We start from the raw sequence: 22,031 nt of genomic DNA, 5'->3' as shown, positions 1-22,031 counted from the left end.
CACATTCTCGCCTCGACAGCAGTCGTCGGGCCACAAGTCCGGATGCAACACTGACACTGCCTGACAACTACCCGGCCGTGGGCCGTCGACTGTGGACGGTGGACTCTTCTCTACTCCAATCCTGCGATGATCTTATCTTTCGGATATTTCACTTCGAATTTGTAAACGATCTTCTTCGATTCGTTGGGTTGCAATGCGATCTCCCATACGAGCTTGCCGGTGTTTTGATTGTACCTGGCGCCAGCAAGATCTCCTACGATCACTTCTATCTGGCTGTTCTGTGAAACGGGAATCTGGTCTTCTATGATGAGCTTTACGGGTTCGGTTTTTGTATTCCGCACGGAGATCTCGTATGCGTAGTTCTCACGCTGGTTTGAGCCGATGAGCTTCTTCGAGCTGAAGTCTTTCAGCTTCTCACGTTTCACCACAATACGTTTGTCGCGGCCTAACGATACGGAGAGGGTGTCTTTGATGTTGTTGGGATCGATGTAACTTTTGCCGACGAACGTGCCTTCGAAAAAAACATTGGCTTCGCCCGGAAGCAGGCTGAAATCTTCCCAGCCTGTAGCCCGCGCCAGCAGAAAGGCATCGGCATCGAGCTTGGGCGCCACGGAATACGTGTAGTCTGCCTTCATCTCGTGGTTGCGGATGTCGACCAGGGTGGGCTTATTGGACGAGTTCACGGTGTAAGGCAACGCGATGTCGAATTCCGTGTTCAGCGAAGTTTGAATGGTGCTCACGAAGTCTGCAACACTTTCTGCGGGACTGGCGGAATCCATGGCTACTTCTTCTTTCATCATTTCAGGAGCCGGAGCGCTCTGAACCGCTCCTGCAGCCCTGGACTTATATTCGCGTGCGGCATATCTCGGCTGATAGAAGTTGAGATACCAGGCTGCGAGCTCGGGCTTCAGTCCGCCGAGGTTGGGGTTTGCCGTAGAGAGCTTCAGGCGTACGTTCTTCCATTCTTCGCCGGTACCCTGGAACACGTTGGCTTTATAGCTCAGCTGCACGGGGCTTTTGGTATTGATGGCCCGGAGGTCATACACGGCATACCAGCCTGCGTTGGCAACGACATAATTGACGGTGAGGTCGGCAGTAGCCGCATCGTTGGCAGAAACGGTTACCACGATCTCGCTGGTATTTCTTCCGTACAGGTCGTTCTGCTCATTGATCTGCTGCTGCAGCTTGACCATCTTTTCATTGAGCTTCCTGATCTGCAGATCCTGCTTCATGCGGGTGGTAACGATCTCACCTAAACGGCTCCTGTAAAAGTCAGCCATCGCTTTCAGCTCTGCTACTGTAAGGTTCTGATTGGCGCCGCCTATCTTCTGGTTGCTCAGCAACATCTGTTCTTCTTTGTTCAGGATCTCTTTGCGGCTATTTTCCAACGCCAGCTGACGCTGCGTGTAATCGAGCGAGTCTCTTAATGCTTTGAGCGGTGCCGGTGTATTGAATTCGTTCAGGTAGTTCTGCCGGTGCGCGATGCCAAGGATGGTGAAGTTTCCTTTGCCCGCAACCTGTATACTTTGCTGGTCGAGATCTGAGGTGAGGCCTTTTAATACAAGGTCTGTTTTTCCCGCGTCGATGCGTGTTTTTGCTTCACGTGTTACCTGGGCGCGGTTCAGGAACACGGTGACGTGTGTGATCTTCGAGTCTACATTCTTTTGTTCCTGGGCAAACACCAGGGTGATGAGCAGGGAGGCAACAATAAACGAACCAATCTTTTTCATGATCATTTTCAATTTTACTATAGATGTATGCAGTGCTGAAATTCCATACAGGAAAGAATTTAGAATTTAGCATTTAGAATTCGAGTGAAATCAAGGGGCTCCATTCTAACTCCTAAATGCTGTATTTTAAATTCTATATCCTGTTGCCGTTTGATTATTTCAGTAACGGCCTTCTTGGGTATTAAACACAATGACGTACTTTTGCGATCTTACGAAACTGTATGGATAAGGTTTATTCGCTCGCGTCGCTGCAGAAATTTACGAAAGAAGTTTTTAACCGCATGGGCTGCCCTGCTGATCAGGCGGAGCTGGCCACCGAGGTTTTGCTGAGCGCAGACCTTCGCGGTATCGACTCTCATGGCATAGCCCGCCTTTCGGGATATTTACGCCTCTGGGAAGCGAAGCGGATCAACGCCAACCCCGTGATCAGGGTAGTGCATGAAACACCCAGCACCGCGGTGGTCGACGGCGATGGCGGGCTGGGCCTGGTGGTGGCTCCCAAGGCGATGGAAATAGCCATCGCGAAAGCGAAGAACGCAGGTACAGGCTGGGTGGCGGTGAAGAACTCGAATCACTTCGGCATTGCGGGGTACCACGCCATGAAGGCTTTGCAACACGATATGATCGGCATGGCCATGACCAACGCCAGCCCGCTGGTGGCACCCACTTTTGCAGTGGAAAGGCTGCTGGGCACAAACCCTATCGCGGTAGCCATTCCGGCAGGAAAGCAACCCGCCTTTGTGGCCGACTTTGCCACCACCACCGCAGCCAATGGCAAGCTCGAAATACTACAACGCAAAAACCTTGACGCTCCCGTGGGATGGATCCAGAAGAAGAACGGTGAACCTTCCACCAATGCGCATGAGCTGAAAGATGGCGGCGCACTGATACCACTGGGCAGCGACCGTGAGCACGGAAGCCACAAAGGTTATTGCCTCGGTGCCTGGGTAGATATTTTTTCGGCAGTGCTTTCAGGCGCAAATTATGGTCCGTGGGTGCCTCCGTTCGTGAGCTTCCTTTCGCCTCCGGCAGACCCTGTGGGCGATGGCATCGGCCATTTCTTCGGAGCACTGCGCGTAGATGCATTCAGGCCTGCCAACGAGTTCAAAGATCACATGGATAACTGGATCGGCAGGTTCAGGTCTGCGAAAACCATTGACGGTGAACCGCGTGTGCTGATACCCGGCGACCCCGAACGTGAGATGAGCGAAGCGCGGACCAAGAATGGAATTCCGCTGATCGATAAAGTAGTGGAAGACCTGGTTGGAGTTGCTTCAAAGTACAACGTTCAGTTTTCGTAACCGGTCACAGTAGGTACGAAATACGAGGGTACGAAGTACGGAATCCCTGAGTCATGGCAGTCGGTAGACTTCTTAAAACCGATTACCAAATACCGATGGCCGACTACCAGTTATCAGAATGTCATGAAAATGCGGATGGAGAGTGGTGAGTTGAAGGGGCTTGTATTGGTATAGAGCAGGTCATACTGAGCCAGGAAATTTACAGCGCTTCTGCCTCCGCCTCTTGAAGCGTAACCCACTCCTACAAAGAACCGGTCAAAAGTCACCCGGTCTGTTTCGGGGGTGAAAACGTTATCGAGGCTATACCAGTCGTAATCTGCCTGCAGGAAGAAATCCCTGATGTTGTATCGCACGAAGGGATACCATCCATACATGTGGTTCTTGAGCTTCAGGTCTGAATAGCTTGTGTACTGATATTCGAACGCGAGGCCAGAAGAAAGATTTTTGGTGAGCATGTAGCCTGCCTGCGGAGAAAGGCCGATGGAGAAATAATTTCCGTACTGGCTGTTGGTGCCGAAGCCGAGGCCGCCGAAACCCAGACCCAGGTAACCACGGTCTTTTATAGACCAGCTGGTGCGTTCATCCACGTCACGTTGCGAAAAGGCACTGATCCAGCAACAGGTCAACAATAACAGGGGCAGCAACTTTTTCATGGCCGGTTCTTATTTTTCTTCAATGATGAAAATGTCTTCTGACTCTTTTTTCATGAGGTATTTCTCACGGGCGAATTTTTCGATCGATTCTCGGTCGCCAAAAAGCTCGTCGTGATCTTTTTGCACTTCTTTGATCTTGGCTTCGTAATATTCCTTCTCATCTTCCAGTGAGCTGAGCTTGGCGCCGAGCTGGAACCTGGCGATCAGGTTATTGGAATCGAGCACCAGCATCCACAGCAAAAAAATGACCAGGGTTACTACGTAAAAATTGCGGAAGATCTTCGGTAGTTTCTTGAACATAAGCTTAAAAAATGATGGACTAAGATACGGATTTTAATTTTATCACCTACTAAAGCTGTGCCCCTGCCGAGATTTCAGCTACCAATCACATTAACGTTGATACACACAGGATGTTTTATGCGTCATAAAATTTCCAGTCCCAGTTGTTTGAAGGGATCGAGGAACGGATCGCCGGGGTTGAGCTCGGTAATGAGCGTATGGATGGCGCGGGCATCGCAGACCTTATACACCTGGATGGAGTTGATCTTTTCAGAGATGGTGAGTGACACGATCTTTTTGGAAGCGAGGATCATGGCTTTCTTCAGCTGCACTACTTCCCAATCGAATTCTGTGAGGCCATGCACAGGATCGAGCTGTCCGGTACCGAGAAAGCAGAGGTCGGCCCGCACCTGTGAGATGGTTTGAATGGTCTCGCCTCCCAGCGCGATCTGGGCTTCGTGAGAGAGACGCCCCCCGATAAAGATGGTCTGCACGTTGGGGTGCTCCAGCAACTGCATGGCCACGGGCAGGCTCGGGGTGAAGATGGTGGCCTTAATGTTTTTCGGAAAAAGCCTGGCGAACTCAAGGTTTGTAGTGCCCCCGCTGATGAGGATCACCTGCCCTTCTCTCAACAGCGCATGGGCTTTCTGCGCAATAACGGATTTGTTCTCGTGGGCATAGATCTCCTGTTCCTTATAAGTATAGAGGTGGTAAGAAGTGGAGATCGCGCCACCGTGAACCTTCTTGATCTTGCCCTGCTCGTCAAGGTATTTGAGATCACGCCTGACGGTGTCTTCGGAGATGTTAAGCTTCACAGCCAGGTCAGTCAAGAGGACGCGGTTCCTGACTTTTACCTCGTTCAGAATAAAGTCATGTCGTTCTTCCTTGAGCATAGGAATTAAAACCCTATAATCAGAAATCTTATCCATCGGAAAAAAAATTAACCGAACTAAAACAAAATGCAGCAAAAAATTGCAAATTCAGTCAAATCACCGAATCAAAATGCCGGAATTTGCCGTTTAAAGATGCAGTTCTTGGGTAAATATTGCAAAAACACTTAGCATTTCAGGTTACCAGGATATTTGAAAAAAGGGGCTTTTGCAGGCCTTTTTAGCCCGTCTGTCTGGTAGATATTAATAAGATTTTGGTTTGGAGTGGGTATTCAAGAGGTTGCTTAAGAGGCAGCCTCTTCCCTTATCCACATTAAGCCCCTTCGGGGCTTTTTAGGCTCGGTCTGTGATGAAAAAAGCCGTCCTCGATTCGGGGACGGCTTTTTAAAATGGAGTATCTCTCGTTCAGCTCCTTATCACTTCACTGTGATGTTCACAAATTTGGCGCTGTTCGTAAGATTGTTAACGGTCTCGATCTCTGTGGTCAGCTTGATCACCGTATTTAGCGGAGCCGCGGGAACGGTGTAGGTAAACGTATCCACATAGGAGTTATTGATATCGAAACCAGTAACATCCTTCGTAGCCACTACCGTAACATCCGAACCGATCGTTTGCGTAAGCCGTAACTGCTTCACGGCTACATTCTCTGAGAAGTACCGGATGTTTACTGTGATCTGCTCACCTACGGTTGGCGTCGATTTAGTAACGGTCATTACAGACACTGTGCCTACTGCGCCGATGATCTTGTAGTCTTCCTCTTTCTCATCGAAGCACGAAGTAAGGCCAATCAGCACGACGAGGGCATTGAGCAATATATTTTTTCTGAATGTTTTCATAAGTCAAAAGTATTAAAGATCCCAAAAAACCCTTTCTGTCATCGATGTGGAAGTGATGTTCTCCACGTTGTTATCGATCTCCGATGTCGGGTACAAAAATCTTCTCGGGAATACACCGTTTGTACCGGTATCGCCGGCAGGCAGTACCTTAATGGCCGGGATTCCGTTGGTTGTTCCGGCAGCACCGGCAGGAATGCTTCTGCGCCAGTCGGTCCATGCTTCCGTTTCGAGGAACAGGGCGATATATTTTTCTGTGAAGATCTTTTGAAGCCCATCTACCTGAATGGTTGCCGCGGTTTCGCTGGCATACTTCGCTTCATAGGCAGCGTCTGCTGCGCCTGTAACACGTAGTATAGATGCCTTGACAGCTGCATTTAACGCCGCCGCAGCTTCTGTGAACTTGCCCAGCCGGAAGTTAGCTTCTGCTTCAATGAACTTTACTTCTGCATACGTAATGATATTGGTTGGCGCGCCCGGCGTATTTATATATGGCCCGAACTTCGCAGCACCAGTCGGAATGGTGGCACCATAAGGTGTTCCGATATAATTGCCGTCGGCATCCGGCGAACCAACATTGTCAGTCGCGTAAAACCTTAACCTCGGATCATCAACTCCGGGACTTACGCGATCGTTCAGCATGGTGATGAATTCCTGGCTGATGGCGATGTTATTAAGACCGAATGATCCCTGGAGGAATTGGTACCAAGGGCCTGCAGTATCGGAAGTTGATCCAAAAGATACCTTGAGTTCGTCAGCATTGCTGGTAAATGTACCGGCAGCGATAGCGTCAAGGGCTTTTTGTGCAGAACCTTGCGCATCGATCTTGCTCAGGTGGTTCTGATACCTTGCTTTGAGCGCGTTCACCGTTTTGATCCAGCGCGGTATCGATGTGGTACGCCACAGCGCTTCGGTTGCAGCAGGAAAGAAACGGTCATTGGTCGAAGGAGAGAGTGCGCTCGGGCTGTTCAGATCAGCCACACCTTCGTCAAACAGCTTGAACATTTCTGCATACAGGTCTGCGCCACGATCATATGTTGGTTTCGGGTTTCCTTCAAGATCCAGTGCCGTTGTATAAGGTGCATCGCCCCAGAGATCTACAATGTACCCCAGCGCCATCGCCATCTGAATCTTAGCCACTCCCCTGTAGTGAAGGTAGGCCTGGTTCTCTGTAGACTTATCGATAATGGTCTTGAGATCTTTCATAGTTCCTGCATAGAAATGATCATTCCAGGTGGTCTGAAAATTCGTAGGCAGGTATTTGTAGGTGGTGACATTGAGCTGCACGTTCAGTGTTCCGGCCAACTGCTGCACGAGCGTGCTGGTACTCTGGGCTGCGAAGTCATTGATCGCCCAAACCAGGTTGGCTTGCGTAGACGCCAGCAACACAGGTACTGCAGCATCTGTAGTATTGTTGGGATTGATATTTGCCTCTTCAAGATCGCATGACGGCAAACATACCATGAGTAATCCCGCTGCCGCTATTAAAAATCTATCTTTTATAAACTTCATATCTGTAATGTTTTAAAGAGCAGTCATTAGAAAGTTGCATTCAGGCTAACGCCGTAGCTACGCGATGTCGGGGTACCGAAAGCATCCACACCGATTGAGGAGTTAGGTCCTGAGAAGTTGGTCTCCGGATCGATGTTGCTGTAACCGGTAAACAACAGTATGTTTCGTCCGTACAGGCTCACGTTGAGGCGTTTCATTTTCATCTTGCTGACCACAGATGAAGGCAGGCCGTACGACAGGCTAACATCGCGCAGTCTGATCCAGGAGCCATCTTCCACAAAGCGCTCAGCTATATCCCTGTTACCAATGCCGATGTAATATGCTTCGTTGATCAACACTTGTTTTGTATTCGGCGATCCGTCTGCTGTTACGCCATTGAATACAACCATGTGGTTGCGGTCATAGGTGAAATCCGGCACACCTGTAGCCCGTTGCCAGTTGCTGGTGATGTTGGCCACATCCCCACCTTTTCTGAAGTCCCAAAGGAAGGTCAGGCTCAGGTTGCTATAAGAGAATGTATTACGAACACCCATCAGCCAATCGGGGTTCGGGTCACCGATCTTCAGGTCGCCAGAAGGATTGTCAGCAGTGATCGGGCTTCTTTGCGGATAGCCATTGGCGTCGATGATCAGGTTGCCTTTATCATCACGCAGGAAGGCAGTTCCATAAAACACGCTGAACGGCTCACCCTTTTTTACAAGAGGCCGCAGGTTTCCGAAACCGGCAAGCGCGATCCTGTCAACAGGCAGCTCGAGCACCATGTTCCTGTTACGCGTAAAGTTGGCGGTGATATCCCATGAGAATTTGTTTTGTTGAACGGGCGTTGCATTGAGCACCACTTCCCATCCTTTGTTCTCAATTTCACCGGCGTTGATCCTTTTGTTCGTAAAGCCAGTACTTCCGGGAGTTGTAATGAGAATGATCTGGTCTACGTCAAGCTTTCTGTAATAAGTGACATCCAATCCAATCCTGTTGTTGAGAAATTTCAATTCAGTTCCGAACTCCATAGTTTTAGTACGCTCCGGTCTGAGCGCCGGATTACCTGCAGTATTCGAAAGATCAACCGAGCCGATGCCTGAACCGGCCAACGGGAACCTTAGTGACAATGTACTCCATGCACCCGAAACCACTGACCTGCTGCTATAGAACGTTTGGTCGGAATACGGAGCTGCATCACGGCCGGCTTCGGCATACGCGCCTCTCAGCTTTCCGAACGATAAAACACCGTCATCCATGTTGAATGCCTCTGTAAACACAAAGCCAAGTCCGCCAGATCCGTAGAAGAACGAGTTGTTAGGACTGCGAAGCGTCGAAGTCCATTCATTCCTTCCGGTCATCTCCAAAAACAGCATGTTCTTGTAATCAACCGATAAGCGGGAAAGGACAGCTGCTGTTTTTTTCGTTTCGAGGTTTTGAATCTGCACCAGGCTTTCCTGGGTATTACCGATGTTATAAAGTCCAGGCACCAGTAAATTCCTTCCATCGATATACTGACGACCATTTGACCTGGTGAAATAATTGTGGCCAACCAGGAGAGAAACGTTGAAGTCTCCAAACGTCTTGGTCGCGGTAGCGATCAGGTCTGAGTTGATCTGCCTGTCATTGTACACATCCTGCAGCACACGGCCTCCGGGTGTACCATCACCACCCGTACTTCCTTTTGCCCATTGCTGATTGCGCTTGTCGCTGGCAACGTCCGTTCCCACCCTGTACATAATGTTCAGCCATGATGTAGGGTCATAGGTGGCCTGCACATAACCGATGATACGGTTAACTTCATCTTTATACGGGTTGAAATTAATGGTCCAGAACGGGTTGTCAGGCTGAGCTCTGAACTGGCGTTGTGCACCTGTGAGTGGATACACATAACCAGCGGAGTTATCAAAAGTAGGAGGCGTTCTTACAGTTCCCTGGATAACGTCAGAGAGATTGTCTCCTCTTCCGAAACGGGTACTGGTGCTATAAACGTACGTAGCTGAACCGGCGATCTTGAATTTATCATGAAGCGACGTTTCTGCCGTCACCTTAAGGCTAGTTCTATCATATTCGTTATTGGGAATGATACCGTCCTGCGAATAGTTACCCAATGACAAATAGAACGTGCTGTTCTTGTTTCCTCCTGACAGGCTGAGGTTGTTATCCCAGGTCTTACCGATCTGATAGAATTTGTCCTGGTTGTTCACCGGAATAACCCTGGCGTCTGCAATGGCTGTGGGGTCATTCATATCTACGATCCTGCCCCTTGGATCTGCCGGGTTCAGGTCTGTGCCGTCATAACGCAGCGTTGTGATCGGGGGACCGAAGTGAGAAAAAGTGGTTGTATTGTATACGCTGCCATCGCCCTGGCCAAAACGCATGTTGGCGGGGAAGTTACGCATGATCTTATCCATTGAATAATTGGAAGAGAAGTTAACAGATACATTTTTGTCATCTGAACGCTTTCCTTTTTTCGTAGTGATGATCACCACGCCGCTACCCGCCTGGATACCATACAAAGCAGTGGCTGCAGGACCTTTCAGAACGTTGATGGTTTCGATGTCATTTGGATTGATATCGATGGCACGGTTAGGAGCATCTACGCTGGAACCGCGAGCGGTTGTTCTGTAAGCATTGTTGATCGGCACACCGTCAACCACGAACAGCGGCTGGTTCTCACCATTCACTGACGAGAATCCGCGAATCACGATGCTGGAGGCTGCACCTGCAGATCCACCCTGCCGGGTGATATTGACACCAGCAACTTTAGCGTTGAGCGCATCCACCAGGTTGGTTTCTTTTGACAACGCGAGATCTTTACCAGCAACTTCTTGCGTAGCCGATACCAGCGCTTTCTTTTCCTGGGCGATACCGAAGGCTGTCACCACAACTTCACCGAGCTGTGTGATATCCGATTCGATGCTCACGTCTACTGTGCTTCTTCCATCTACCGGAACTTCGGTTGTTTTATAACCGATGAAAGAAATAACCAGTACGGATGATGGTGAAGGAACGCTGATGGTGTAACGTCCGTCAGCGTCGGTCACGGTACCGGTTTGTGTACCTTTGACAAAAACGCTCACACCGGGTAAAGCACCGTGGTCGTCAACGGATGTAACCCTTCCGGTTACGTTGATCTGCTGCGCTTGCAGCGAACCGATGCCTGCAAAGAGAAAAAGAACGGAGAGGAAGCCTGCGTGGAAGAGCCGGTGCATCGAAACACCTTTTGTGGGCCCTTCACTGGTCTGCAAAACCACACGTGACCACCGCCCTGTCTGGGGAGGTAAAGAAAAATTCATAGAGTTAGTTTTGGTTTAAGTTGAAAGCGGAATTTAAATAGCCTGTCGGGTACAGGCAATGAAGCTGCTCACCCTTGGTGGACAACAACTTGATGTGTCAGGTTCTTATGTAAAGTTATAGTCATAGGTTTTAGGTTTAGTTTCGGGATATGAATCGGTTTTTGGGAGAAACCGGTTTTTCAACACGTTCGGGTCTGGCCACACCGGTCCTTGATACTATAGACAATTGAGCGGCTTGATAAGAGTATACCGCAGGCATATATTTTCAACCAATGCTTTTGCGACCGGGTAAAAACCACCAATATCATGTTGATCTGGCGCAGGGTCTTAGTATGTGATCTGTTCTGATGCCGAAACCAGAAAGAACAGCCCGACTATAAAAATTACACGCATCGTGCACGCACCCGGTTTACCGGACAGCCTTACAATCTCAAGCATTACAAAAAAAATTTGGCTCCTGAAAAGTCAAAGCTAAACCTATGAAAAAACGGACCAATGATCAAAGAATAATCCGTGAACGGCTGACCATACAGTATTTTAAAAATGCTTTTAATCAAAGAACCCAACTAAATTCTGTGGATCACGCTTACTGCCATTTGTAGATCCTTGCTGCTTTTTGCTCATTTCTGGTTGAGCTCCAGGTGATTCATCACAGCCCTTATTTCGCCGAACGAAAATCCATCGCCGAGTTTTGCCTTTACCGGCGTGAGCGATGAGCCTGGCATTTCGGTGAGTACTGTCATGATGCGAGCAAGCTTGCTTTCACTGATCACCTCGCCGATACTGATTTCTCCCGAGCCCACCAGCGAGGCAATGTGGCTTTCAATGGTCCCCAATGCAAGACCGCGTTTCTGAGCGATCTCCGGCAAGGTAATGCCTGTTTTAAACAGGTCGAGCGTATCCCTGAGGCTGGCGCCTTTCTCACGCTTCGGATCTTTCTGACGGAGGGCCTCTTCAGCTTCCACAACAGAAAGCCTGGGCGCAGTATTGAATATGGTCTCGCCGTGACTGGCGCTCTGAATGCTGTTGATCTTTCTGCTTACAGCAAGCTTCACCTGCCTCACCTGGCGAAGGTATTTTTTCACTTTGGCGGCGCCCTTCAGCGATTCAATGTGTGCTTCGAGGGGCTGCAGCGCTCCGTCGGTCAGTGCTTTCGAAAAATAGTCGATGGCCTTGGAGACTCTTTCCTTCAGCTTGTTGTGGTCATTCTCTTCCAGCAACGCCCCGAGCTGCGACCTGAATTTCAAAGCCACCGCTTGTTGCTCACGAATGCTATCCAGCACCTTGCGCGCACAGGCCAGGGCGCCGGCCACGTCGGGCAGTTTTTTTCCTTGTGTAAAGGTGACGTGCTTTTCAGCGATCTCGATCAGCTTCTGAAGATCAAAAGTTTCGATCAGCCGCTGGTTCAGAAAAATGTGCCGCTCCCGCTGAAGTGTTTCCTGCAGTTCTTCCGCGGCGTGTTCCCTGCCAGAGAAGGCAAGCACTTCCTTGTGCGTTGAAATAGCGTGGCGCTCGATCTTTGAATGCAGCACCATGCCGTCAAGCGATGTGCAGCGGCTCAGGGCAACGTATACCTGGCCCGGCGCAAACGATTCTCCGGCGTCGATGATGGCGTGCTCGAACGTGAGCCCCTGACTTTTGTGGATGGTCACTGCCCAGGCGAGGCGCACCGGGTATTGTGAAAATGCTCCGAGCTTCTCCTCATCGATCTTGTCATCGACCTGGTTATAGGAGTAACGGATGTTATCCCAGGTCTCTTTCTCCAGCTGCAGCTCCTCTCCTTCATTCAGGATCACCGTGATCGACTCCTCATTAACTTCTTTCACCGTGACGATCTTTCCGTTGAAATATCTGCGGTCTTCGCTGGTGTCGTTCCGGATAAACATCACCTGTGCGCCTTTTTTCAGCTGCAGGGTCATATCGGTAGGCAATGCCTTTTCAGGAAAATCACCCTCGACGGTGCCCTGAAATTCATACAGTCTTCCGGGCAGCTTGGCCAGCTCCTGTTGATTGATCTTGTCTGCCTTGTGGTTATGCGATGTAAGCGTGATGTAATTTTTGCCGGCAACAGGTGTTGCACCATAACGCGCGTTCAGCACTTCAAGATCGCGCGCAGTAGCTTCGTCGTTTCTGACACGGTTGAGAATGTCTATGAAATGCTGCTCGTTCTGGCGGTAGATCTTTTTCAACGCTATGTATATGGGCTGCGCCTGCTCGATGGCTTTTGCATGAAAAAAGAACTCGCTTGTATAATATGTTTTCAGCACAGCCCATTCGCTCTGCGGTATCACGGGCGGCAACTGGAAGAGATCCCCGATGTAAAGCACCTGAACACCACCGAACACGTCATTGGGCCTTTTCCTGAAATGCCGCAGAATGGCGTCAATGGCATCAAGGGTATCGCAGCGCACCATGCTTACCTCGTCGATGATCAGCAGCTCGAGGTCGCGCAGAAGCTCACGTTTCTCTTCACTGAAACGGATGTTCCTGAAAAGCTCCTGCCTGTCTGTAACGCCCTCGGCATGGGTTGTTCGCGTAACCGGCACATAAGGTCCGAATGGCAATTGAAAGAACGAATGCATCGTTACCCCGCCGGCATTGATGGCCGCCACGCCAGTAGGTGCCACCACCACCGATCTTTTAGCAGTGTGCTCTTTGATGTATTTCAGAAATGTGGTCTTACCGGTACCTGCCTTGCCTGTCAGGAATATGTGACATGCCGTATTGTTTACAAAGTCAACCGCCGTATCAAAAACAGGATTCGATTCCATGGGCACGTTTATGTTGCTCAATAAAGGTAGTGGTTATGAGGCGATGAGTAAAGGGTTGGAAATGCGGTGTTGATATTAATATCTTAACCGGGTGTGGTTGTTCCTGATTTCAGTCTACGATCAGACTGGTATAGTCGTCGGACCACTGCGCGGCTGGCCTGCTCTTAGGCCAGTGGTCTGACGACGACAAAAAAAAAGCCGGACCAATGGCCCGGCTTTTTTTTGATATTACTGTGTGTCGCTTAGAAGTTCTTTCCAGGGAAGTATGCTATTTCGCCGAGCTCTTCTTCGATGCGGATCAGCTGATTGTATTTTGCCATCCGGTCTGAACGTGATGCAGATCCGGTTTTGATCTGGCCAGTGTTCAGGGCTACAGCGAGGTCAGCGATGGTGCTGTCTTCGGTTTCACCTGAGCGGTGTGACATTACGCTCTTATAAGCATTGCGCTTGGCAAGGTTCACGGCGTTGATGGTCTCTGTGAGCGAGCCAATCTGGTTCACTTTTACAAGGATGGAGTTGGCAACACCTTTATTGATACCTTCCTGCAGGCGTGTCACGTTGGTTACAAACAGATCGTCTCCCACCAGCTGGATCTTCTTGCCTATCTTGTCTGTCAGTTTCTTCCAGCCATTCCAGTCGTCTTCCGCCATGCCATCTTCGATGGAGATGATCGGGTACTTGCTGGCCCAGTTAGCCCAGTACTCAACCATTTCGTCAGAGCTGATCTTTTTGCCTGACGATTTTTTGAAGGTATAGCTGTTGCTCGCTGCGTCGTAGAATTCGGAAGTAGCGGCATCCATCGCGATGAATACATCTTCTCCGGCTTTGAACCCGGCTTTTTCGATGGCTATCAGCACCACTTCAATGGCTTCTTCATTCGATGCGATGTTGGGAGCAAAACCGCCCTCATCGCCTACGTTGGTGGAGAGGTGCTTGTCGTGAAGAACTTTCTTCAGGGTGTGGAAGATCTCCGTGCCCATGCGAAGCGATTCAGAGAAGGTATCTGCTTTCACGGGCATTACCATGAATTCCTGGAAGTCGATCTTGTTATCGGCGTGGCTTCCACCGTTGAGGATGTTCATCATGGGAACGGGAAGCGTGTTGGCATTCACACCGCCGATGTAGCGGTACAGGGGAAGGCCTGCTTCCATGGCTGCGGCTTTGGCAATGGCCATTGACGTTCCGAGTATGGCATTGGCGCCCAGGTTGCCTTTGTTGGGTGTACCATCGAGCTCCAGCATGATCTTGTCGATCAGGTTCTGGTCATATACAGAGAAACCAACGATCTCTTCTGCGATCTTGCTATTCACGTTCTCTACGGCTTTCAGAACGCCCTTGCCCACATATCTTTTCTTGTCACCATCGCGGAGTTCAACAGCCTCGTGTGTTCCGGTAGATGCTCCTGAGGGAACGGCGGCACGACCAAAGGCGCCGCTTTCGGTAACCACATCAACTTCAACGGTAGGATTGCCGCGGCTGTCCAGGATCTGGCGGGCATGAATGCTTTCTATTAGGCTCATAGTTTGGTGTATTTAGATATTGGATTTGGTTTTGAATTGCTCGGCATCATGCCTTTTGTTTTTCTTCAGACATCATCGACACAAACTGATCGAAGAGGTAGTTGGAATCATGTGGCCCCGGTGAAGCCTCAGGGTGGTATTGCACCGAAAATGCTTTCTTGTTCTTCAGCCTGATGCCCATGATGGTATTGTCATTCAGGTGAACGTGGGTGACTTCCACATTTTTATTCTTATCGAGGTCTTTGTCGCTTACCGCGAAGCCATGGTTCTGCGACGTCATTTCGCCCTTGCCACTGATCAGGTTCTTCACCGGGTGGTTGAGCCCGCGATGGCCGTGGTGCATCTTGTAGGTTGACAGCCCACATGACAGCGCAAGCAATTGGTGTCCAAGGCAGATGCCGAACACCGGTGTATCGCTGTTCACAACACCTTTCACGGTTTCAATAGCGTAGTCCATCACCGCGGGATCGCCAGGGCCGTTCGAGATAAAGTATCCGTCGGGTTTCCAGGCTGCCATTTCTTTCATGGGAGTTTTGGCAGGGAACACTTTAATGTAGCAGCCACGCGCGGCAAGGTTTTTCAGGATGTTGTTCTTAATGCCGAGGTCGAGCGCCGCCACCTTGAATTTTGCGTCGGGCTCGCCGATGAAGTAAGGTTCCTTGGTGCTCACGATAGACGAAAGCTCGAGGCCGTCCATCGAAGGAACTTTCTTCAGCTCTGCTTTCATCTGGTCGGGTGTGAGCTCTGATGAGATCAGGGCATTCATGGCACCTCTGCTGCGGATGTAGCGAACCAGCATGCGGGTGTCCACATCGGCAATGCCTACAACATTGTTCTTTTCGAGGTATTGCTGAAGGCTCTCTTTGGCCTCTTTGCGGCTGAACTCTTCCGCAAAATCATTCACCACGATACCGGCTATTTTGGTGCTGCCCGATTCCTGTTCGTTATCCAGCGTTCCATAGTTACCGATGTGGGCGGTTGTGTTGACGATGATCTGGCCGTAGTATGAAGGATCGGTATAGATTTCCTGATACCCCGTCATACCTGTATTGAAACAGATCTCGCCGCCGGATGTGCCAATTTTACCGATCGGAGTGCCTTCCACCAGCAGTCCGTCTTCCAGGAGTAGATAAGCTTTTTTCTGCATAAGATTCACCAAAATAAGATATGAATTTCAACTAATGCCAGCGTTTTCGGCGCAAATTTCCGGTAACGATTGAGCACAAAAAAAGGGATTGAATTTAGATCCAATCCCTTTTTCGATATGCTTTTGTGAAACACTATTCTTTTGTCTTTTTAGACTTTGAAGTCGTTTTCTTTTCAGCTTTCGGTTCTTCTTTCGAAGAAGCCTTCTTGGTTTTCTTTTCGGCCTTAGCTTCTGCTGCCGGTGCATCCTGTACTACTTCAGCGTCAGCTACACCTTCTTTGCCTTTACCGCGGCTTCTGCGGGTTCTGCCTTTCTTCACCGCAGCTTCTTTGGTGTAGAGGGTGTTGAAGTCTACCAGCTCGATGAGGCACACTTCAGCATTATCACCCAAGCGGGTATCGGCCAGCTTGATGATGCGGGTGTATCCACCGGGTCTGTCAGCCACCTTGCCGGCAATTTCGCCAAACAGGGTCTGTACAGATTCTTTGTTCTGGAGGTATGAGAACACAGTCCTTCTGGAGTGCGTTGTATCTTCTTTTGATTTGGTGATGAGGGGCTCAACATACTTCCTCAGGGCCTTCGCCTTGGCAACCGTAGTGGTGATCCTCTTATTTAAAATGAGCGAAGATGCAAGGTTAGACAACAGCGCTTGTCTGTGGGCTGTTTTCCTTCCTAGGTGATTTACTTTCTTACCGTGTCTCATGTTTTCTAGTCTTCTTCAAGTTTATATTTGGAAAGATCCATACCGAAAGTAAGGTTCTTCTCCGCTACCAGTTGTTCCAATTCGGCCAGTGACTTCTTACCAAAGTTCCTGAACTTCATCATATCCGAGATCTCGAGCTGAACCAGATCTCCGAGGGTTTTAACATCGGCTGCTTTAAGGCAGTTGTATGCGCGTACAGACAGGTCGAGGTCGTGAAGGGGTGTCTTCAGCAGCTTGCGCATGTGAAGCATCTCTTCGTCTACCTGCTCGATCTCAGCATCTTTGCCGGTTTCGAGCTCGATAGACTTGTCGGAGAACAGCCTGAAGTGCTGGATGAGGATGTGGGCAGCGCCTTCCAGTGCTTTCTCGGGGTGGATCGAACCGTCGGTCTCGATGTCAACCACGAGTTTCTCATAGTCAGTCTTCTGCTCAACGCGGGTATTCTCAACGCTGTATTTCACATTCTTCACAGGTGTGAAAATGGCGTCGATCGGAATGAATCCGAATACCTGTTCTGTCGGTTTATTTTCCTCAGCAGGTAAATAGCCCCTGCCTTTCTCGATGGTCAGTTCGATTTCAAAATGCGCAGATTCATCCAGGTTGCAGATCACGTGATCGGGATTGAGCACTTCGAAAGCGGAAGTGAACTTGGTGATGTCACCAGCTTTGAACTGCTTCTGCTTCTTGATGCTTACTGTGATCTTGCTGTCAAACGTTTCAGCAAGTTTCCTGAGTCTCACCATTTTCAGGTTGAGGATAATCTCCGCTACATCTTCAACAACACCCTCAATGGTAGAAAACTCATGGAGTACACCGGGGATCTTGATACCGGTGATCGCATAACCTTCCAGGGAGGACAACAGAATTCTTCTCAGTGCATTACCGATCGTAACTCCGTATCCTTTTTCCAGAGGTTTGAATGTGAAGAGTCCGTGAAAATCATCAGACTTTTCCATCACAACCTTCTCTGGCATTTGAAATGCTAATATTGACATAGTAATGTTGATTAACAGTTAAATTACTTAGAATACAATTCAACGATCAGCTGCTCGTTGATGTTTTCCGGGATGTCCTGACGGGGAGGAAGATTTACGATCTTGCCTACCATCTCGTTGTTATCCCATTCCAACCAATTGTATTTTTTTGCCCCTTGGATAGACAGGCTGTTGTTGATGGCTTCGAGTGATTTTGAACGCTCACGCACACCCACCAGGTCGCCAGGTCTCAGGGTGAATGAGGGAATGTTAACGATCTCGCCGTTCACCTGAATGTGTTTGTGGATCACGAGCTGGCGTGCAGCCCTGCGGGTGGGGGCAATACCCAGGCGGTAAACGGTGTTATCCAGACGTGCTTCGAGAAGCTGGAGCAGGGTTTCACCGGTAACACCTTTCTTGCGGGATGCTTCGCTGAACAATTTTGCAAACTGACGCTCGAGCAGACCGTAGATGTACTTGGCTTTCTGCTTTTCAGCAAGCTGTGTGGCATATTCAGACTGTTTACGCTTTTTGCCACGGCCGTGCTGACCGGGAGCGTAGTTCTTCTTTGCCAACGCCTTGTTCTCGCCTAAGATAGGCTCGTTAAATCTTCTTGAAATTCTGACCTTAGGGCCTGTATATCTTGCCATGTGTATTTAAAATTTTGGATTTCAGATTGACGATCTGCAATTGTTGAATCGCAGATCGTCCATCGTAAATCGTCAATGATTAAACTCTTCTTCTTTTAGGAGGTCTGCAGCCGTTGTGGGGCAGCGGCGTCACATCGCGGATAGCGGTGATCTCGATGCCTGCTCCCTGGATGGTACGGATCGCTGATTCGCGACCTGCGCCGGGACCTTTCACAAAGACCTCAACTTTTCTCAAGCCCTGCTCATAAGCTTTGGTAGCGCAATCCTGCGCGGCCATCTGTGCTGCATAGGGGGTGTTCTTCTTCGATCCTTTGAAGCCCATCTTACCAGCAGATGCCCAAGAGATAACCTGGCCGGTTGTGTTGGTCATTGCGATAATGATGTTGTTGAAAGTAGCCTTGATGTGGGCTTCTCCTACAGCCTCAACATTCACCACCCTCTTTTTTGCTTTATCTTTTCTCTTTTCAGCAGTTGCCATTTATTGAAAAGTTTATTTTTTAGTTCAATTAACCTTTAGTTGCCTTCTTCTTGTTGGCTACCGTCTTACGTTTTCCTTTGCGGGTACGCGCGTTGTTCTTGGTAGTCTGGCCACGAACGGGCAGACCTTTACGGTGACGCAGTCCGCGATAGCATCCGATATCCATGAGGCGTTTGATGCTGAGCTGGATCTCAGACTTGAGCACACCCTCAATTCTGAATTTCTCGGCAATGATAGCCCTGATCGCGTTTGACTCTTCGTCATTCCACTCCTTCACCTTCTTATCCAAATTCACATTGGCTTCTGTAAGGATCTTTTGGGCTGACCTGCGGCCAATACCAAAAATGTAAGTAAGGCCGATTTCGCCTCGCTTATTGTCAGGAATATCTACACCAGCAATACGTGCCATAGTCTGTTAACCTTGTCTTTGTTTATACCTTGGATTCTTTTTGTTAATCACATACAACTTGCCCTTGCGTCTGATGATCTTACAGTCAGCGCTGCGCTTCTTTATGGATGCTTTAACTTTCATTTTCGTTTATATATCTACTTGTATCTGAACACAATCCTGCCCTTTGTCAAATCGTAAGGCGACATTTCGAGTCTTACCCTGTCGCCAGGCAATATGCGGATGTAGTTCATGCGCATTTTGCCCGAAATGTGGGCCAATACCTCATGTCCGTTTTCCAGTTGTACCCGAAACATTGCGTTAGACAATGCTTCGCTTATGGTACCATCTTGCTCAATTGACCTTTGCTTCGCCACTTATAGCTGTAATTTTCTTCTATATATTGATGCGTTGTCAAAACTTCAGTCCTGTCTGCATGTATCGCAACCATGTGCTCAAAATGCGCCGAGGGTTTCTTATCTGCCGTACGGATCGTCCAGCCATCACGCTCCTGCACCACACTTTTTGTTCCCTGGTTGATCATGGGCTCGATGGCGAACACCATTCCCGCCACGATCTTCACGCCTTTACCCCGCTTTCCGTAGTTAGGGACCTCGGGATCTTCGTGAAGCTTCTTTCCAACACCATGGCCTACCAGCTCGCGCACCACGCCATATCCGAAACTTTCAACGTAACTCTGAATGGCGTGGGCTACATCGCCGATCCTGTTACCCGCTTTTGCCTGGGCGATGCCCAGATACAGCGAATCGTAAGTTCTTTCCAGGAGCAGCAGTGTTTCCGGCTTTACACCCTCCAGTGGGTAAGTGTAAGCTGAGTCACTGTGGTAGCCTTTGTACTGAACCCCGCAATCAATCGAAATAATGTCACCTTCCTTGATCTCGTAACTTCCGGGGAAGCCATGCACTACGATCTCGTTTACCGAGATGCACAGTGAAGCAGGGAAACCCCTGTAGTTCTTAAAGGAAGGAATTCCGCCATGATCCCGGATGTATTCCTCCGCCAACTTATCGAGCGCCATGGTTTTTACACCGGGCTTGACGAGCCTGGCTATTTCACCGTGTGCTTTTCCCAGTAATTGGGAGCTCTCACGAATAATAACCAGTTCCTCTTCAGTCTTTAAGTTGACCATTCAGCGTTTAAGCCGCAGCAAATTGAGAACGTCCTTTTACCCTGCCTGACTTCATCATACCTTCATAGTGTCTCATCAGCAGGTAGCTTTCGATCTGCTGCAGGGTGTCGAGGATAACCCCCACCATGATCAGCAATGAAGTACCACCGTAGAACTGTGCGAAGTTCTGGCTGATGCCCAGCTTCACTGCAAAGGCAGGAAGGATGGCGATCACCGCGAGGAACAAAGCACCAGGCAAAGTAATTCTTGATAAAACTGTATCGATAAATTCGGCTGTCTGCTTGCCGGGTTTTACACCGGGAACAAAACCACCGTTCCTTTTCAGGTTATCGGCAATGTCGTTAGAGTTGATCGTGATCGCCGTGTAAAAGAACGTGAAGATCAGGATCAGCGTTCCAAACACCAGGCTGTACTGCCATGAGTAAGGATCCGAGAAGGTTGTGCCGATATAAGTACCCCATTCTGTGTCTCTCCACATACCTACCAGCAGCACCGGGATGAACATCAACGCCTGCGCGAAGATGATGGGCATAACACCGGCTGAGTTCAGCTTCAGGGGAATGAAATCGCGTTTTCCACCGTACAGCTTGTTACCGATCACCTGCTTGGCATACTGGATCGGGATCCGGCGGGTAGCCTGTGTGAGCATGATCACGCCCATCACGATGGCAAACAGCACGATCAATTCAATGATGAACAACAAAGCGCCGTTCATTCCGCGGCTTACCGCTTCGTTTGAAAGCGCGGCGGGGAGCCTTGATACAATGCCGATCATGATCAGCACTGAAATACCGTTTCCGATACCTTTATCGGTGATGCGCTCTCCCAGCCACATACAGAACATGGTTCCGGCCACCAGGATGGTGATGGCAGAGAAGTAGAAGAAGAAGCCCGGATCGATAATGGCACCCTGGTCTATCGTACCACGGATGTAAGCATAGCTCTGGAATCCTGTGATAAAGATGGTCAGCACACGGGTAAACTGATTGAGACGCTTGCGTCCGGAATCACCTTCTTTCTGAAGTTTCTGGAAATAGGGTACGGCAAAGGTCAGCAGCTGCACGATGATCGACGCCGAGATATACGGCATGATACCCAGTGCAAAGATGGATGCGCGGCTGAACGATCCGCCCAGGAAAGTATTCAACAATCCGAGGATACCGTCTGTATCTCCCGCGTCGGCAAGACTCGGATGATCAGGATTGATACCCGGGATAACGATGAATGATCCCAATCTGAAGATGATCAGGAACCCGATGGTGTTCAGGATCCTGACACGAAGATCTTCGATCGAAAAGATGTTCCTTATGGTTTGAAAGAAACGTTTCATTATTTCACTGTTGTAGCGGTGCCACCAACTTTTTCAATTGCCTGTGCAGCAGTTGCTGAAAACTTGTGGGCCTCAACGCTGATTTTTGATTTAAGCTCTCCCCTTCCCAATACCTTCACTTTATCGCTTTTGCCAACGATACCGTTCTCAATCAAAAACTGCAGGCTGATATTTCCGCCCGTGTTCTTTCCAGCCAGGTCCTCGAGCAGATCGAGGTTTACTGCTTTGTAATATACTTTCTTGTTGTTCTTAAAACCAAATTTCGGCACGCGGCGCTGCAGTGGCATCTGACCACCTTCGAAGCCAGGCTTGCTGTGATAACCTGATCTTGACTGCGCACCTTTATGACCACGTCCGGCAGTTGAACCTCCGGAACCCTGTCCACGACCAAGCCTTTTATTTGTCTTTACCGAACCTTTAGCAGGTGTTAGCGTGTGCAATTTCATC

The 22,031-nt window shown here is 49.4% G+C and carries 21 protein-coding genes; 1 reads left to right on the top strand and 20 read right to left on the bottom strand.

Features of this window, described 5'->3' with window-relative positions; all coding sequences use genetic code 11:
• Positions 1-110 precede the first annotated feature (110 nt).
• A complete protein-coding gene (locus tag KK083_RS06815) occupies positions 111-1,730 on the bottom strand; it encodes a DUF4139 domain-containing protein (RefSeq protein ID WP_254161856.1) in 1,620 nt (539 codons plus the stop codon).
• Between the two features lie 221 nt (positions 1,731-1,951).
• On the opposite strand from KK083_RS06815, the gene KK083_RS06810 reads away from it, so the two are divergent.
• Complete coding sequence (locus KK083_RS06810) at positions 1,952-3,031, top strand: Ldh family oxidoreductase (RefSeq protein WP_254161855.1); 1,080 nt, start codon at positions 1,952-1,954, stop codon at positions 3,029-3,031.
• Positions 3,032-3,144: 113 nt separating this feature from the next.
• On the opposite strand, the gene KK083_RS06805 is transcribed toward KK083_RS06810, so the two are convergent.
• The 19 genes from KK083_RS06805 to rplO form a co-directional block, all read right to left on the bottom strand.
• Positions 3,145-3,684, bottom strand: coding sequence for a hypothetical protein (locus tag KK083_RS06805; RefSeq protein ID WP_254161854.1), 540 nt, complete (start codon positions 3,682-3,684; stop codon positions 3,145-3,147).
• 9 nt (positions 3,685-3,693) lie between these two features.
• A complete protein-coding gene (locus KK083_RS06800; RefSeq protein ID WP_254161853.1) occupies positions 3,694-3,984 on the bottom strand; it encodes an FtsB family cell division protein in 291 nt (96 codons plus the stop codon).
• Between the two features lie 122 nt (positions 3,985-4,106).
• On the bottom strand, positions 4,107-4,892 hold the full coding sequence (locus KK083_RS06795) for a DeoR/GlpR family DNA-binding transcription regulator (RefSeq protein ID WP_254161852.1): 786 nt from the start codon (positions 4,890-4,892) through the stop codon (positions 4,107-4,109).
• Positions 4,893-5,269: 377 nt separating this feature from the next.
• On the bottom strand, positions 5,270-5,689 hold the full coding sequence (locus KK083_RS06790; protein WP_254161851.1) for a hypothetical protein: 420 nt from the start codon (positions 5,687-5,689) through the stop codon (positions 5,270-5,272).
• Between the two features lie 12 nt (positions 5,690-5,701).
• Entirely contained in the window at positions 5,702-7,198 is a 1,497-nt protein-coding gene (locus tag KK083_RS06785) for a SusD/RagB family nutrient-binding outer membrane lipoprotein (RefSeq protein WP_254161850.1), read from the bottom strand.
• A gap of 26 nt (positions 7,199-7,224) precedes the next feature.
• A complete protein-coding gene (locus tag KK083_RS06780; protein ID WP_254161849.1) occupies positions 7,225-10,473 on the bottom strand; it encodes a SusC/RagA family TonB-linked outer membrane protein in 3,249 nt (1,082 codons plus the stop codon).
• 620 nt (positions 10,474-11,093) lie between these two features.
• Positions 11,094-13,265 (bottom strand): helix-turn-helix domain-containing protein, encoded by a 2,172-nt coding sequence (locus KK083_RS06775; protein WP_254161848.1) that lies wholly within the window; start codon positions 13,263-13,265, stop codon positions 11,094-11,096.
• A gap of 221 nt (positions 13,266-13,486) precedes the next feature.
• A complete protein-coding gene (eno, locus tag KK083_RS06770) occupies positions 13,487-14,764 on the bottom strand; it encodes a phosphopyruvate hydratase (RefSeq protein ID WP_254161847.1) in 1,278 nt (425 codons plus the stop codon).
• Positions 14,765-14,810: 46 nt separating this feature from the next.
• Positions 14,811-15,911 (bottom strand): glutamine-hydrolyzing carbamoyl-phosphate synthase small subunit, encoded by a 1,101-nt coding sequence (gene carA, locus KK083_RS06765; protein WP_254161846.1) that lies wholly within the window; start codon positions 15,909-15,911, stop codon positions 14,811-14,813.
• 133 nt (positions 15,912-16,044) lie between these two features.
• Complete coding sequence (rplQ, locus tag KK083_RS06760; protein WP_254161845.1) at positions 16,045-16,614, bottom strand: 50S ribosomal protein L17; 570 nt, start codon at positions 16,612-16,614, stop codon at positions 16,045-16,047.
• A 5-nt stretch (positions 16,615-16,619) separates the two neighbouring features.
• Entirely contained in the window at positions 16,620-17,609 is a 990-nt protein-coding gene (locus KK083_RS06755; RefSeq protein WP_254161844.1) for a DNA-directed RNA polymerase subunit alpha, read from the bottom strand.
• Between the two features lie 23 nt (positions 17,610-17,632).
• Positions 17,633-18,238 (bottom strand): 30S ribosomal protein S4, encoded by a 606-nt coding sequence (gene rpsD, locus KK083_RS06750; protein ID WP_254161843.1) that lies wholly within the window; start codon positions 18,236-18,238, stop codon positions 17,633-17,635.
• Between the two features lie 79 nt (positions 18,239-18,317).
• The gene (gene rpsK / locus KK083_RS06745; RefSeq protein ID WP_254161842.1) at positions 18,318-18,716 is read right to left on the bottom strand and encodes a 30S ribosomal protein S11; all 399 of its coding nucleotides are present in this window, start codon (positions 18,714-18,716) and stop codon (positions 18,318-18,320) included.
• Positions 18,717-18,744: 28 nt separating this feature from the next.
• Positions 18,745-19,125, bottom strand: coding sequence for a 30S ribosomal protein S13 (gene rpsM, locus KK083_RS06740; RefSeq protein WP_254161841.1), 381 nt, complete (start codon positions 19,123-19,125; stop codon positions 18,745-18,747).
• Between the two features lie 6 nt (positions 19,126-19,131).
• Positions 19,132-19,248 (bottom strand): type B 50S ribosomal protein L36, encoded by a 117-nt coding sequence (ykgO, locus tag KK083_RS06735; RefSeq protein ID WP_079690082.1) that lies wholly within the window; start codon positions 19,246-19,248, stop codon positions 19,132-19,134.
• Positions 19,249-19,262: 14 nt separating this feature from the next.
• On the bottom strand, positions 19,263-19,481 hold the full coding sequence (infA, locus tag KK083_RS06730) for a translation initiation factor IF-1 (protein ID WP_112748506.1): 219 nt from the start codon (positions 19,479-19,481) through the stop codon (positions 19,263-19,265).
• Entirely contained in the window at positions 19,442-20,254 is an 813-nt protein-coding gene (map, locus tag KK083_RS06725; RefSeq protein ID WP_254161840.1) for a type I methionyl aminopeptidase, read from the bottom strand. The genes infA and map overlap by 40 nt, the downstream gene beginning before the upstream one ends.
• 7 nt (positions 20,255-20,261) lie before the next feature.
• Complete coding sequence (gene secY, locus KK083_RS06720) at positions 20,262-21,584, bottom strand: preprotein translocase subunit SecY (RefSeq protein WP_254161839.1); 1,323 nt, start codon at positions 21,582-21,584, stop codon at positions 20,262-20,264.
• On the bottom strand, positions 21,584-22,030 hold the full coding sequence (gene rplO / locus KK083_RS06715; RefSeq protein ID WP_254161838.1) for a 50S ribosomal protein L15: 447 nt from the start codon (positions 22,028-22,030) through the stop codon (positions 21,584-21,586). The genes secY and rplO overlap by 1 nt, the downstream gene beginning before the upstream one ends.
• Position 22,031 lies beyond the last annotated feature (1 nt).

It is taken from the genome of Chryseosolibacter histidinae, assembly GCF_018598225.1.
GTDB lineage: Bacteria > Bacteroidota > Bacteroidia > Cytophagales > Cyclobacteriaceae > Chryseosolibacter > Chryseosolibacter histidini.
Note: the sequence above shows the minus strand (reverse complement) of the source record. Positions and strands in the feature narration are given on the sequence as shown.

Coding starts and splice junctions, on each gene's coding strand:
- KK083_RS06790 (WP_254161851.1), bottom strand. CDS start 5,689: ATGAAAACATTCAGAAAAAATATATTGCTCAATGCCCTCGTCGTGCTG.
- KK083_RS06755 (WP_254161844.1), bottom strand. CDS start 17,609: ATGTCAATATTAGCATTTCAAATGCCAGAGAAGGTTGTGATGGAAAAG.
- map (WP_254161840.1), bottom strand. CDS start 20,254: ATGGTCAACTTAAAGACTGAAGAGGAACTGGTTATTATTCGTGAGAGC.
- rplQ (WP_254161845.1), bottom strand. CDS start 16,614: ATGAGACACGGTAAGAAAGTAAATCACCTAGGAAGGAAAACAGCCCAC.
- KK083_RS06785 (WP_254161850.1), bottom strand. CDS start 7,198: ATGAAGTTTATAAAAGATAGATTTTTAATAGCGGCAGCGGGATTACTC.
- secY (WP_254161839.1), bottom strand. CDS start 21,584: ATGAAACGTTTCTTTCAAACCATAAGGAACATCTTTTCGATCGAAGAT.
- KK083_RS06780 (WP_254161849.1), bottom strand. CDS start 10,473: ATGAATTTTTCTTTACCTCCCCAGACAGGGCGGTGGTCACGTGTGGTT.
- rpsM (WP_254161841.1), bottom strand. CDS start 19,125: ATGGCACGTATTGCTGGTGTAGATATTCCTGACAATAAGCGAGGCGAA.
- KK083_RS06810 (WP_254161855.1), top strand. CDS start 1,952: ATGGATAAGGTTTATTCGCTCGCGTCGCTGCAGAAATTTACGAAAGAA.
- KK083_RS06795 (WP_254161852.1), bottom strand. CDS start 4,892: ATGGATAAGATTTCTGATTATAGGGTTTTAATTCCTATGCTCAAGGAA.
- rplO (WP_254161838.1), bottom strand. CDS start 22,030: ATGAAATTGCACACGCTAACACCTGCTAAAGGTTCGGTAAAGACAAAT.
- KK083_RS06805 (WP_254161854.1), bottom strand. CDS start 3,684: ATGAAAAAGTTGCTGCCCCTGTTATTGTTGACCTGTTGCTGGATCAGT.
- rpsD (WP_254161843.1), bottom strand. CDS start 18,238: ATGGCAAGATATACAGGCCCTAAGGTCAGAATTTCAAGAAGATTTAAC.
- ykgO (WP_079690082.1), bottom strand. CDS start 19,248: ATGAAAGTTAAAGCATCCATAAAGAAGCGCAGCGCTGACTGTAAGATC.
- KK083_RS06815 (WP_254161856.1), bottom strand. CDS start 1,730: ATGAAAAAGATTGGTTCGTTTATTGTTGCCTCCCTGCTCATCACCCTG.
- KK083_RS06800 (WP_254161853.1), bottom strand. CDS start 3,984: ATGTTCAAGAAACTACCGAAGATCTTCCGCAATTTTTACGTAGTAACC.
- eno (WP_254161847.1), bottom strand. CDS start 14,764: ATGAGCCTAATAGAAAGCATTCATGCCCGCCAGATCCTGGACAGCCGC.
- rpsK (WP_254161842.1), bottom strand. CDS start 18,716: ATGGCAACTGCTGAAAAGAGAAAAGATAAAGCAAAAAAGAGGGTGGTG.
- carA (WP_254161846.1), bottom strand. CDS start 15,911: ATGCAGAAAAAAGCTTATCTACTCCTGGAAGACGGACTGCTGGTGGAA.